We start from the raw sequence: 13,208 nt of genomic DNA, 5'->3' as shown, positions 1-13,208 counted from the left end.
CCGCCTGCCCGGTGTCAGGAAGTGGGCGGCGGGGTGCTGCCCGGGGTGGGCGGCGTACCGCCCCCGTCCTTCTGGGCCAGCTTGTCCACCGCTCCCTTGGCCTTCTGCGTACCGGACACGATCTTGTCGCTGTACTTGCCCTTGGTCTTCGCGTCCACCGTGCGCGCGGCCTTGTCGAGCCCCTGGTCGATCTTGTCCCCGTGCTGCTGCGCGAGGTCGCTCACCTTGTCCTTCGCAGGGCTCAGCTTCGCCTTCAAATTGTCCATGAAGCCCATCGGACACCTTCTCTGCTGGGGGGCTGCGTGCGCGTGCTCTCTCCGGTCCCGATACCCGCCGCGCCGCCCCGTACTCTCCCGGCCGCGGTATCGGCGGCCCTGGGGGACAAACGGCAGAACCATGAGAAATCACCCATATGGAGACACCATTTTACTCGGCGCTGCGTGACGACACGCATACCCCACGGTCTGTTCATCGCCCATTCGGGAACGGCCCCGAGGTTTGCGAGACTGGGGCAGTGAGAAGTCCAGCTCCCGCACCGCGGGTCATCGCCGTCGTCGGTCCCACCGCAGCCGGAAAGTCCGACCTGGGGGTGTTCCTCGCTCAGCAGCTCGGGGGCGAAGTGGTCAATGCCGACTCCATGCAGCTCTACCGGGGGATGGACATCGGCACCGCCAAACTGACAACCGCCGAGCGCGGCTCCGTGCCCCACCGGCTGCTGGACATCTGGGACGTCACCGAGACCGCGAGCGTGGCGGAGTACCAGCGCCTGGCCCGCGCCGAGATCGACCGGCTGCTCGCCGAGGGCCGCACGCCCGTCCTGGTCGGCGGCTCCGGTCTGTACGTGAAGGGCGCGATCGACGCCCTGGAGTTCCCCGGTACGGATCCCGGTGTCCGCGCCGCCCTGGAGGCGGAGCTGGCCGAGCACGGCTCGGGCGCTCTGCACGCGCGGCTGGCCGCGGCCGACCCCGAAGCGGGCCGGGCCATCCTGCCGAGCAACGGCCGGCGCATCGTGCGGGCCCTGGAGGTCATCGAGATCACCGGCAAGCCGTTCACCGCCAACCTCCCCGGTAACGATGCGGTCTACGACGCCGTCCAGATCGGCGTCGACGTGGCCCGCCCCGAACTCGACGAGCGCATCGCCGTACGCGTCGACAGGATGTGGGAGGCCGGGCTCGTGGACGAGGTGCGCGAGCTGGAGGCGCGCGGGCTGCGCGAGGGACGCACCGCCTCCCGGGCGCTCGGCTACCAGCAGGTGCTCACCGCCCTGGCCGGGGAATGCACGGAGGACGAGGCGCGTACCGAGACCGTGCGCGCCACCAAACGCTTCGCGCGCCGCCAGGACTCCTGGTTCCGCCGCGACCCGCGTGTCCAGTGGCTGAACGGTGCCGCGGAGCACGGCGGGGAACTCCCGGGCCGGGCGCTGGCGTTGGTCGAACGAGCGGTTACAGCCTGATCACGTGATGGCATCGGGAAGCCCTGCCCGTCATTTCGGCGACCTGCGGCGTGCCATCATCGAGCATCGATCGACCAGTGGAGTCCGAGTTGGGAGGGCGCGTGGCGATGGAGGCCGGCCCTCGCGACACAGAACAAGACGCACCGGACGCGCAGCACGAGGCAGGACGTCTGAGCCCCGACGGGCCCGATGAGCTCGCCGTGACCCCCGAGGTCGAGGTGGAGCTGCGTCCCGCCCGCCGTATGCGTATCTGGCAGCTCGCGCCCATCATCATGCTGGCCGCGCTGGGATCGCTGATGTTCGCCTTCCCGCTCGCCTTCGAAGTGGGCGACGGCGGACCGGTGGTCGCCATGCTGGGGCTGCTGATCAGCTGCTGCGCCGCGGGCTGGGGCATGATGGCCGCCCGCCGCGTCGGGCACACCTGGCCGGGACTGCCGTCCCGCGGTTCCGGGGAGCGGGCCGACTGGCGGGTGATCGCGCTGTACGTGGCGGTGTGCACCGTACTGGTCGCGCTGGCCGTCTGGCGCGTCGCCCGGCTGCGGGGCTGAGGAGCGCACCGGGCGCTGCTGCCGTCCGGCGGGCCGGTTCGCCGCGTTGTCGGTGCGGGCTCGTACAGTTGTCCTGTGACCATCTCGCAGATCGCCTTCCTCAAGGGCCACGGCACCGAGAACGACTTCGTGATCGTTCCCGACCCGGACAACGCCATCGACCTGCCGGCGTCCCTCGTCGCCGGGCTGTGCGACCGTCGCGCCGGTATCGGCGCCGACGGCGTGCTGCACGTCGTGCGGTCCGCCGCCCACCCCGAGGCGCGGGCACTGGCGGACGAGGCCGAGTGGTTCATGGACTACCGCAACGCGGACGGCTCGGTCGCCGAGATGTGCGGCAACGGTGTGCGGGTCTTCGCCCGCTACCTCCAGCACGTCGGCGCTGTGGAGGAGGGCGACCTCGCGGTGGCCACCCGCGGCGGAGTGAAGAAGGTGCACCTCGCCAAGAACGGCGACGTCACGGTCTCGATGGGCCGCGCCCTGCTTCCCGGCGACGGGGTCACCGTCACCGTCGGCGGCCGCACCTGGGACACCCGCAACGTGAACATGGGCAATCCGCACGCCGTCGCGTTCGTCGACGACCTGGCGCACGCCGGGGACCTGTTCAGCGAGCCATCGTTCGCGCCCGCCGCCGTCTACCCCGACGGGGTCAACATCGAGTTCGTCGTGGACCGCGGGCCCCGGCACGTCGCGATGCGGGTCCACGAGCGAGGCTCGGGCGAGACCCGCTCCTGCGGCACCGGCGCCTGCGCCGTGGCCGTCGCCGCGGCCCGCCGGGACGCGGCGGACCCCGCGGAGACCGGAGTCCCGGTCACGTACACCGTCGATCTGCCGGGCGGCACCCTGGTGATCACCGAGCGCCCCGACGGTGAGATCGAGATGACCGGAGCAGCCGTGATCGTCGCCGAGGGCGTGATCGATCCGGCCTGGCTCGAAGCGCTGCGCGGATAGACACCGAAACCGATAAAGATCGAAACGCTGATCGGGCAGCGCTTCGCTCGAATGGGTGATCCGTTTCACGCTGGGCGAGAGCCGTACTCCGCCACGTGGTGGGGTCGGTAGCATCAAGCACCGGCCCGGAGGCACGACCGCGCCTCCCCACCGCCGGTCGACGCTGCCGGAGGTGCCCCATGAGCGCAGAGGCCACCAACCCAGGTGCTCCCATCCGCAGACGGGGCCGCCCCCGGATCGATCTCCGCAGGCTCGGCCGGGTCGCCCTGCTCGGCCCGGTCTCCCGGGACCGGCTGCCGGACGCCATCGGGCATGTCGCCGAGGCGCACCGGGCCCACCACCCCGACGCCGACCTCTCCGTGCTGCACCGGGCCTACGTCCTCGCGGAGAGCTCGCACCGCGGACAGATGCGCAAGAGCGGCGAGCCGTACATCACGCACCCGCTCGCGGTCACGCTCATCCTCGCCGAGCTCGGCGCCGAGACCACGACCCTGACCGCGTCCCTCCTCCACGACACCGTCGAGGACACCGAGGTGACCCTCGACCAGGTACGGGAGCAGTTCGGCGAGGAGGTCTGCTACCTCGTCGACGGTGTGACCAAACTGGAGAAGGTCGACTACGGTGCCGCCGCCGAGCCGGAGACGTTCCGCAAGATGCTCGTCGCCACCGGCGACGACGTCCGGGTGATGTCGATCAAGCTCGCCGACCGGCTGCACAACATGCGCACGCTCGGCGTGATGCGACCCGAGAAACAGGCAAGGATCGCTCACGTCACCCGTGACGTGCTGATCCCCCTCGCGGAACGGCTCGGTGTGCAGGCGCTCAAGACCGAGCTGGAGGACCTCGTCTTCGCCATCCTCCATCCCGAGGAGTACGCGCACACCCGCGCCGTGATCTCCGCCGCGACCGCCGCGACAGCGGCGGCGGATCCGCTCGCCGCCATCGCGGACAACGTGGCCTCGGTGCTGCGGGAGGCCGGCATCACCGCCGAAGTGGCCGTCAGACCACGCCACTTCGTCTCCGTGCACCGCGTCCGGATCAAACGCGGCGAACTGCGCGGCAGCGACTTCGGACGCCTGCTGGTACTCGTCGGTGAGGACGCCGACTGCTACGCCGTCCTCGGCGAGCTCCACACCTGTTTCACCCCGGTGATCTCCGAGTTCAAGGACTTCATCGCCTCACCCAAGTTCAACCTGTACCAGTCGCTCCACACCGCGGTGGTGGGCCCGGACGGCGAGGTCGCCGAAGTCCTCATCCGCACCCACCGCATGCACAAGGTCGCCGAGGCCGGCGTCATCGCGCTCGGCAATCCGTACGCCGCGGACGGCACGGCACCGAGCGCCGAACCCGCCGGAGGCGCGGCACCCGGCGCCGAACCCGCCGACGGCGAACGGGCCGACCCGACCCGCCCCGGCTGGCTCTCCCGGCTGCTCCAGTGGCAGCAGTCCGCGCCCGACCCCGACACGTTCTGGACCACCCTGCGTGCCGACCTCGCCCAGGACCGGGAGATCACCGTCTTCCGCACCGACGGCGGCACGCTCGGCCTGCCCGCGGGCGCCAGCTGCGTGGATGCCGCCTACGCGCAGTACGGGGACGCCGCCCACAACTGCATCGGCGCCCGGGTGAACGGCCGGCTCGCCACCCTCAGCACCGTGCTCGGCGACGGCGACACGGTCCAGCCGCTCCTCGCCGAGGACGCCGCGTCCGGGCCCTCGCCCGACTGGCTCGACCACGCGAGGACGCCCACCGCCCGCATCGCCATCACCGGCTGGCTCGACACCCACCCCCAGGACACGGAGACCGACGCCGGAAGCCCGGCCGACGCCACCGGGCCCGGTCCGCAGCCGGACCGGGCAGCCCGGCCCGCGCGGGCCGGATCCGCCGGAACGGCCGGCCGCACCGTGAGCGCCGTGGTCGAGCGGCCCGACACCACCGTGCGCCTCGCGGGCTGCTGCACCCCCGTACCCCCCGACGAGGTCACGGGCTTCACGGTGCGCGGCGGCGCCGTCACCGTGCACCGGCTGGAGTGTCCGGTCGTGACCAGGATGGAGGCCGTCGGCCGGGTGCCGGTCGTCGTGACCTGGGGCGACGCCGCCGAATGCCGGGTGACCCTGGTCGCGGAGTCCTTCGGGCGGCCCCGGCTCCTCGCCGACCTCACCGAGGCGATCGCCGGTGCGGACGCGGCGGTCATCTCCGCCACCGTCGAACCCCCCAGCGAGCAGCGCGTACGCCACACCTACACCCTGCAACTGCCCGACGCCGCAGGACTGCCATCGCTGATGCGCGCCATGCGTGACGTACCGGGGGTGTACGACGTGAGCCGCGCCCAGCACCCGGCCGCCGCGCTCTGACCGGCCGCCTCGGCCCCGCCCACGCGATTCCGATCGGCCGCCCACCCGCCTGCCGTAGCTCTGACCGACGGGCCTGGCCGCCCCGAATCTCCTCTCGGCGGTCCTGCCGACCCACCTGCCTCCGGATCTCTGACCGGCGGTCCCGCCGATTCGCCCCGCCTCCGTATCCCCGACCGGCGGTCCCGCCGACCCGCGCGCTTCCGCCACGGCGGATCTCGTTCGGGTGGCGCGGTGCGCGCCGTCCCTGTATGGCGGGCGCGGCGCTGGTAGCCGTAGTCCATGCCGTTCCTCTCCCGCCGTCTGCGAGCCGCCCTGCTGGCCACCGCTTCGGCCACTCTCGTCGCCGCCACCCTGCCCGCACCGGTGCCCCTCGGCATCGGGGACCCGCTCTTCCCGCACCTCGGCAACCCCGGATACGACGTACTCGCCTACGACATCGGCCTCAGCTACCGGGGCCGCAACAGCGAGCCGCTCGACGCCGTCACCACGATCGACGCGCGGACGACCGAGCCGCTGGACCGGATCAACCTCGACTTCACCCGCGGCACCGTCCGCTCCGTCGACGTCAACGGTCTGCGCGCGGACTTCGCAGCCGAGGACGAGGACCTGGTCATCGAGCCGCCGGGCCGCCTTCCGGCAGGCGTGCCGCTGCGCATCACCGTCCGCCACACGAGCGATCCCTCGGGCGAGCGGGACAGCGGGGGGTGGGTGCGGACCGCAGACGGGCTCGTCATGGCCAACCAGGCCGACGCCGGGCACCGGGTCTTCCCGGGCAACGACCACCCCGCGGACAAGGCGTACTTCACCTTCCGCGTCACCGCCCCGCAGGGACTCACCGTGGTGGCCAACGGGGAGCGGACCGGGCAGGTCCGGCACGGCGACCGCACCACCTGGACCTACCGCACCGGTCACCCCATGGCCACCGAACTGGCCCAGGTCAGCATCGGCCGGTCCACCGTCGTCGAACGCACCGGCCCGCACAGGCTGCCCGTGCGCGATGTCGTACCGGCCGCCGACCGGGAGAGGCTGGAGCCCTGGCTGAAGAAGACACCCGGCCAGCTGGAGTGGATGGAACGGCAGATCGGCCGCTACCCGTTCGAGAACTACGGCGTGCTGGTCGCCGACACCGAGACCGGGTTCGAGCTGGAGACCCAGACCCTCTCCCTCTTCGAGCGCCGCCTGTTCACCGACGGCGGCTACCCCGAGTGGTACGTCGACTCGGTCATGGTCCACGAGCTGGCCCATCAGTGGTTCGGCGACAGTGTCTCCCCGCGGACCTGGTCCGACCTCTGGCTCAATGAAGGACACGCCAGCTGGTACGAGGCGCGCTATGCCGAGGAGCACGCCGGCAAGCCGCTGGAGCGCCGGATGCGCGAGGCCTACACCCGCTCGGACGCCTGGCGTGCCGAGGGCGGCCCGCCGGCCCGCCCCGCCGCGCCGGCACCCGGCGAGAAGATCAGCCTGTTCCGGCCCGTGGTGTACGACGGAAGCGCCCTGGTCCTGTACGCGCTCCGCCAGGAGATCGGCGAGGGTGCCTTCGGCCGGCTGGAGCGGCTCTGGGTGCGCAAGCACCGCGACTCCAACGCCGCCACGGCCGACTTCACCACCCTGGCGTCCAGGGTGGCCGGACGCGACCTGACCGCGTTCTTCGACGGCTGGCTGTACGGGAAGAAGACACCGCCCATGCCGGGGCACCCGGACTGGACGGGCGCGACACCTCGCGGGGAGCGGTAAACCCGCGTGACGGGCCGGGTCCGCCGTGCCACTATCGACGAGTCGCCAAGGCGGCCGGACCGGAGAAATCCCCCTGCGGGAATGATCCCGGGAGGTCACGCGTTGTGACTGATGTATCCCACTCCTCTCGACGTAAGGATCCAATGACCTCCTCTTCTTCCCTTCCCCAGGACGCGCAGGACGCGCAGAGTGCCACGGAGAACGTCACCGAGAGCCTCACCGAAAGCCTTCGGGCCGACGCCCTGATGGAAGAGGACGTCGCCTGGAGCCACGAGATCGACGGAGCGCGGGACGGCGACCAGCTGGACCGTTCCGACCGCGCCGCACTGCGGCGCGTGGCCGGCCTCTCCACCGAACTCGAGGACGTCACCGAGGTCGAGTACCGGCAGCTGCGCCTGGAGCGCGTGGTGCTCGTCGGTGTCTGGACCTCGGGCACGGTGCACGATGCGGAGATTTCCCTCGCCGAGCTGGCGGCCCTTGCCGAGACGGCCGGAGCCCAGGTGCTCGACGCCGTCTTCCAGCGGCGTGACAAGCCCGACCCGGCCACCTACATCGGTTCCGGCAAGGCGCTCGAACTGCGCGACATCGTTCTCGAAACCGGGGCCGACACCGTCGTCTGCGACGGTGAGCTCAGCCCCGGCCAGCTCATCCACCTGGAGGACGTCGTCAAGGTCAAGGTGGTCGACCGGACCGCTCTGATCCTCGACATCTTCGCCCAGCACGCCAAGTCCCGTGAGGGCAAGGCGCAGGTCTCGCTGGCACAGATGCAGTACATGCTGCCGCGCCTGCGCGGCTGGGGCCAGTCGCTCTCCCGTCAGATGGGCGGCGGCGGTTCCAGCGGCGGCGGCGGCATGGCCACCCGTGGTCCCGGTGAGACCAAGATCGAGACGGACCGGCGACGGATCCGCGAGAAGATGGCGAAGATGCGCCGGGAGATCGCGGAGATGAAGACCGGCCGCGAGATCAAGCGGCAGGAGCGCAAGCGCAACAAGGTGCCTTCGGTCGCCATCGCGGGCTACACCAACGCGGGCAAGTCCTCGCTGCTCAACCGGCTGACCGGTGCGGGTGTGCTGGTGGAGAACGCACTGTTCGCCACCCTCGACCCGACCGTGCGCCGGGCCGAGACGCCGAGCGGGCGCATCTACACCCTCGCCGACACCGTCGGGTTCGTACGGCACCTGCCGCACCACCTGGTCGAGGCGTTCCGCTCCACCATGGAGGAGGTCGGCGAGTCCGATCTCATCCTGCACGTGGTGGACGGCTCGCACCCGGTGCCGGAGGAGCAGCTCGCCGCGGTGCGCGAGGTGATCCGTGAGGTGGGCGCGGTCGACGTGCCCGAGATCGTGGTGATCAACAAGGCGGACGCGGCCGACCCGCTGGTTCTCCAGCGGCTGCTGCGCAACGAGAAGCACGCGATCGCGGTGTCGGCACGGACCGGCGCCGGAATCGACGAGCTGCTCGCCCTCGTCGACAGCGAGCTGCCGAGGCCCTCGGTCGAGATCGAGGCACTCGTGCCGTACACCCAGGGCGGACTCGTCTCCCGGGTGCACGCCGAGGGTGAGGTGATCTCCGAGGAGCACACGTCGGAGGGCACTCTGCTCAAGGCGCGGGTGCACGAGGAGCTCGCTTCGGACCTCGCCGCGTTCGTACCCGCGGTGAGCTGAACACAGAGATCACGCGGAGGGCCCGCACCCCATGGGGTGCGGGCCCTCCGCCGTTTCCGGGCGCGGGTGCCGCTACCGGGCTCCGAACTTGTCGCTCATCATCGTGAAGATCTGCTGGGCGCCTTCGCCGAGGTGGGGTCCGGCGAGCCAGCCGGCGGTCACCGGTCCGATGGACGTGTTGGAGACCAGGGAGAGCTTGCCGTCGGTCGTCTCGCTGAACCAGCCGCCACCGGAGGAACCGCCGGTCATCGTGCAGCCGATGCGGTACATCGTGGGGGTGGCGGGGCTGAGGGAGAGCCGGCCGGGACGGTCGACACACTTGTGCATGATCAGACCGTCGTACGGCGGGGCGGCGGGGTAACCCCAGGCCCCCATCGCGCTGATCTGCGCGACCTGGGGGGCGTCGAAGTCGACCGGCAGGGCGTTGCCCACCGTCTCCTCCAGGGACTTGGTGCCCTGCTCGGGCTTCACATGCAGGACCGCGTAGTCGTACGGGGCGCCCTCACCGCCGGTGGGGCCGCCGTCGGCCAGCCACTCGCCCGAGGTGCTGGCCCAGTCCGCCCAGTAGGCGCCGTACGGGGCGACCTCCTGCGGCTGCGCGTTCTTCAGCGAAGCGGCGTCCTTGCCCTGGTCGTTGTAGGCGGGCACGAAGACGATGTTGCGGTACCAGCCGCCCTTGGCGCCGGCGTGGACGCAGTGACCGGCCGTCCACACCAGGTTGGACCTGCCCGGGTTCTTCGGGTCCTTGACGACGGTGCCCGAGCAGACCATGGAGCCCTCGGGGGAGTCGAAGAACACCTTGCCGACCGGGGCCGCGTAGTCGTGGTACGGCGTCTTCTCGCGCTCGGCCGTGACCGGCGCCGGCTCCGGGTCGCTGACGCCCTGGTCACCGGAGAAGTCCCCCGCGGACATCGTCTTGGCCGGGTCCTTCGCCGTCTTCATCCGGTCGGGCTTCCACAGCCCGTCGATGACCGGGTTGACGAAGTCCTTGGCCTCGTGCAGCCACTTGTCCTTGTCCCAGTTCTTCCAGTCGCCGCTCTTCCACTTGTCCAGGTCGACACCGTGCTTCTTCAGGGTGTCGGCCAGATCGGCGGATATGCCGCCGCCGGAGTCCTTGCCTTCGGCGGACGTGGTGGCCGCGGGCTTGTCGGCAGCGGCGTCCTCGCTCGGACCGCAGGCCGTCGCCGTGAGCGCGAGTGCGGCGACGAGGCCGGTCGCGCTCAGCAGCGGACGTATGAATCGCATGGAAGATTCCCCCTGAAACCTTGGAAAATGGCATGAGCGTGTCATGCCGCACGCCGGACTGACCGGCTGTCGGTGATGCGCGGGGACCACCCTATGACGGCCCGGACGGCGGCTCTCGCCGCCGGAGGGCCGCACGGCCCGGGTCCCGGGCGCCACGGGCGGATCAAGGGCCTTCGGCGAGAGGTGTCCCGCCGATGGCCCCTGTCGGACCGTCAACCGCACTCGGGCGCAAGGCGATCCGATCCCGCCCCGCTGTTCCGCGTACTACTGTCCCGCGTACTTCTTGCTGACCGAGTCGTAGACGCCCTTGGCTTCCTTGCCGAGGCGCGGACCGGCGAGCCAGCCGGCCGACACCGGGCCGATGGAGGTGTTGGAGACCAGTGCGGGTTTGCCGTCCTGTCCCGCGGCGACCCAGCCGCCACCGGAGGAACCGCCGGTCATCGTGCAGCCGATGCGGTACATCGTCGGGTCGTCCTTGGTGAGCGACAGCCGGCCCGGCTTGTCCTTGCACTGGTAGAGCTTCTGGCCGTCGTACGGCGGAGCGGCCGGGAAGCCGGTGGCCGTCATGTCGGCGATCTTGGGCACCGCCGGGGCGTTGAACTCGACCGGCAGCGCCGAACCGACCGTCTCCTCAAGGGACTTGCCCGTGGAGCCCTTCTCCGGCGTCACGTGCAGCACGGCGAAGTCGTACGGAGCGCCCAGGCCGCCGACCGAAGCGCCCTGGTCGATCCACTGCTCGGAGGTCTGCGCCCACGAGCCCCACCACACGCCGTACGGGGCGACCTTCTCCTTGGGCGGGTTGTTCCGCAGCTCATCGGTCGACAGCCCGCTGTCGTTGTACGACGGCACGAAGGCGATGTTGCGGTACCAGCCGCCCTTCTTGCCCGCGTGCACACAATGGCCGGCGGTCCACACCATGTTGGACTTTCCGGGGTGTGCCGGGTCCTTCACCACGGTTGCCGAGCAGACCATCGAACCCTCGGGGCCGTCGAAGAACAGCTTCCCGGACTCGGCGGCGTTGTCGTGGAACGGCGTCTGCACGCCAACGGCGCGTACCGGGACGGGTGTCGGGTCCGTCACGCCGGCGTCGCCGGAGATGTCGTTGTCGACCGGCTGCTCGGGGGCCTTGTCGGCGTCCCGCATCCGGTCCGGGTCCCAGAGGTCCTCGATGATGGGGTTGATGTAGTCCTTGGCCTCACGCAGCCACTTGGCCTTGTCCCAGTTCTTCCAGTCGCCGCCCTTCCACTGGTCGAGGTCGATCCCGTGTTCCTTGAGCCGGTCCTTCAGATCATCCGGAATGGTGATCTTGTTGTCCGACGTCTGGCCCGCGGAACTGCTGCTCGGCTCGGTGCTCGCGTCGTCCTCGCCCGGCCCGCAGGCCGTCGCGCTGAGGGCGAGGACGGCGGTGACCGCCGCCGTCGCGAGCACGGTGGAAGAGGTGCGGCGAGCGCTTCCCCCACGGCGTGCGGTGAATCCTGGTCGAATGAGTCGCATCTCGTGATCCCCCTGGGACTTCGTAACCCAACGCTTCTGTACTGCACTTCCGCACTGCCCGACACCCACGGGCCGGCTCCACCGGACGGCGGTCCGGGCGCCTTTCCGGGCAGGCCACGGCGCCCGGAAGGTTGTCCCGGGGCCACGGCACGGTCCCCCACTATGCCGGTGCGGCCGTGGACGGCGTGCGGCAGGGCCCTGGTTGGGGTCCGCAAGGATCTTCGGATTTACCCGTGATCCGCCGCGCCCGGCGTCGTTGGTACGTACGGGGGACACGGAGACAGCGTTCACCCCCGCAGCCCGTCCTTGCGGAATCGTGCTGACGTGCAACGCAACTGTTACAGCGGGAGGATCAACAGCCGTGGCCGTGACCGAACCAGCTCCGGCACCACCACTCGCGCCGCACGAGGGCATCCTGCGCCGTCAGTCCCTGCGTGAATCGGCCGCCCGTACCTATGCGCGCTCACTGCCGATCGTGCCGGTACGGGCACGGGGGCTCACCATCGAGGGAGCGGACGGGCGGCGCTATCTCGACTGCCTGTCCGGAGCGGGGACCCTGGCCCTCGGGCACAACCACCCGGTCGTCCTGGAGGCGATCAAGAAGGTCCTCGACTCCGGTGCGCCCCTGCATGTGCTCGATCTGGCCACGCCGGTCAAGGACGCCTTCACCACGGAGCTTTTCGCCACGCTGCCGCGGGAGTTCGCCGACAACGCGCGCATCCAGTTCTGCGGACCGGCCGGTACCGACGCGGTCGAGGCGGCCTTCACCCTGGTCCGTGCCGCCACCGGCCGCAGCGGCCTGCTCGCCTTCACCGGTGCGTACCACGGCATGACGGCGGGTGCCCTCGCGGCGTCCGGTGGTGCCGAGGACGTACGGGTGACCCGGCTCCCGTTCCCGCAGGACTATCGCTGCCCCTTCGGCACCGGAGGCGAACACGGCGCGGAACTCGCCGCGCGGTGGACCGAGAACGTGCTCGACGACCCCAAGAGCGGAACACCCGCACCGGCCGGCATGATCGTCGAACCCGTCCAGGGCGAAGGCGGGGTCAACCCGGCCCCCGATGCCTGGATGCGCCGGATGCGGGAGATCACCGCGGCCCGGTCCATCCCTCTGATCGCCGACGAGGTCCAGACCGGCGTCGGCCGGACCGGAGCCTTCTGGGCCGTCGAGCACAGCGGCGTCGTGCCCGACGTGATGGTGCTGTCCAAGGCCATCGGAGGCTCCCTGCCGCTCGCTGTGATCGTCTACCGCTCCGAACTCGACACCTGGAAGCCGGGTGCGCACGCCGGCACCTTCCGCGGCAACCAGCTCGCCATGGCCGCCGGCGCCGCCACCCTCGCGTACGTGCGGGAGAACGGTCTCGCCGACCGGGCCGCCGGTCTCGGCGCCCGGATGCTCGCGAGCCTGCGGGCCCTGGCCTCCCACCATCCCTGTATCGGCGACGTCCGAGGGCGGGGCCTGATGATCGGCGTGGAACTCGTCGACCCCGAGGCCGCCCCGGTCGGCACGGGCGGCGAGGCACCACCGGATCCCGTGCTTGCCACGGCCGTCCAGCAGGAGTGTCTGCGCCGCGGGCTCATCGTCGAGCTCGGCGGCCGTCACTCCACCGTCGTACGCCTGCTCCCGCCCCTCACGCTCACCGACGAACAGGCGACAGCGGTCGTCGACCGCCTCGCCGACGCACTGGCAGCCGCCGCACGCTCACCGTATCGACGGACCGCGACCGCGGCGATCCGCTGACCCCGGAAACCATCACAGGAAAGACCGCCG

10 protein-coding genes are annotated in these 13,208 nt (G+C 71.0%); 7 read left to right on the top strand and 3 right to left on the bottom strand.

Annotation, left to right across the window (positions count from 1 at the left end):
- Nucleotides 1–14: 14 nt before the first annotated feature.
- The gene (locus tag JGS39_RS28200) at nt 15–275 is read right to left on the bottom strand and encodes an antitoxin (RefSeq protein WP_219572417.1); all 261 of its coding nucleotides are present in this window, start codon (nt 273–275) and stop codon (nt 15–17) included.
- 239 nt (nt 276–514) lie between these two features.
- On the opposite strand from JGS39_RS28200, the gene miaA reads away from it, so the two are divergent.
- From miaA to hflX, 6 genes are all read left to right on the top strand, one after another.
- Complete coding sequence (gene miaA / locus JGS39_RS28195) at nt 515–1,453, top strand: tRNA (adenosine(37)-N6)-dimethylallyltransferase MiaA (protein WP_219572416.1); 939 nt, start codon at nt 515–517, stop codon at nt 1,451–1,453.
- A 107-nt stretch (nt 1,454–1,560) separates the two neighbouring features.
- Nucleotides 1,561–2,001: a hypothetical protein gene (locus JGS39_RS28190; RefSeq protein ID WP_219572418.1), complete on the top strand. Its 441-nt coding sequence runs from the start codon at nt 1,561–1,563 to the stop codon at nt 1,999–2,001.
- Between the two features lie 75 nt (nt 2,002–2,076).
- Nucleotides 2,077–2,949: a diaminopimelate epimerase gene (dapF, locus tag JGS39_RS28185; protein ID WP_219572415.1), complete on the top strand. Its 873-nt coding sequence runs from the start codon at nt 2,077–2,079 to the stop codon at nt 2,947–2,949.
- Between the two features lie 179 nt (nt 2,950–3,128).
- Nucleotides 3,129–5,300, top strand: coding sequence for a RelA/SpoT family protein (locus JGS39_RS28180; protein WP_219572414.1), 2,172 nt, complete (start codon nt 3,129–3,131; stop codon nt 5,298–5,300).
- A gap of 279 nt (nt 5,301–5,579) precedes the next feature.
- The gene (locus tag JGS39_RS28175; RefSeq protein WP_219572413.1) at nt 5,580–7,034 is read left to right on the top strand and encodes a M1 family metallopeptidase; all 1,455 of its coding nucleotides are present in this window, start codon (nt 5,580–5,582) and stop codon (nt 7,032–7,034) included.
- Between the two features lie 143 nt (nt 7,035–7,177).
- Nucleotides 7,178–8,698 carry a GTPase HflX gene (hflX, locus tag JGS39_RS28170; protein WP_148021314.1) on the top strand — a complete coding sequence of 507 codons (1,521 nt, stop codon included), beginning with the start codon at nt 7,178–7,180 and terminating at the stop codon, nt 8,696–8,698.
- A gap of 72 nt (nt 8,699–8,770) precedes the next feature.
- On the opposite strand, the gene JGS39_RS28165 is transcribed toward hflX, so the two are convergent.
- Together JGS39_RS28165 and JGS39_RS28160 are read right to left on the bottom strand one after the other, a co-directional pair.
- Nucleotides 8,771–9,943, bottom strand: coding sequence for a trypsin-like serine peptidase (locus JGS39_RS28165; protein WP_219572412.1), 1,173 nt, complete (start codon nt 9,941–9,943; stop codon nt 8,771–8,773).
- 264 nt (nt 9,944–10,207) lie between these two features.
- Nucleotides 10,208–11,437 carry a trypsin-like serine peptidase gene (locus JGS39_RS28160; protein ID WP_219572411.1) on the bottom strand — a complete coding sequence of 410 codons (1,230 nt, stop codon included), beginning with the start codon at nt 11,435–11,437 and terminating at the stop codon, nt 10,208–10,210.
- 361 nt (nt 11,438–11,798) lie between these two features.
- Between JGS39_RS28160 and JGS39_RS28155 the strand changes: the two genes are divergently transcribed.
- A complete protein-coding gene (locus JGS39_RS28155) occupies nt 11,799–13,178 on the top strand; it encodes a diaminobutyrate--2-oxoglutarate transaminase family protein (protein WP_219572410.1) in 1,380 nt (459 codons plus the stop codon).
- The last annotated feature ends 30 nt before the right edge of the window (nt 13,179–13,208 follow it).

The organism is Streptomyces poriferorum (assembly GCF_019399235.1).
GTDB lineage: Bacteria > Actinomycetota > Actinomycetes > Streptomycetales > Streptomycetaceae > Streptomyces > Streptomyces poriferorum.
Note: the sequence above shows the minus strand (reverse complement) of the source record. Positions and strands in the feature narration are given on the sequence as shown.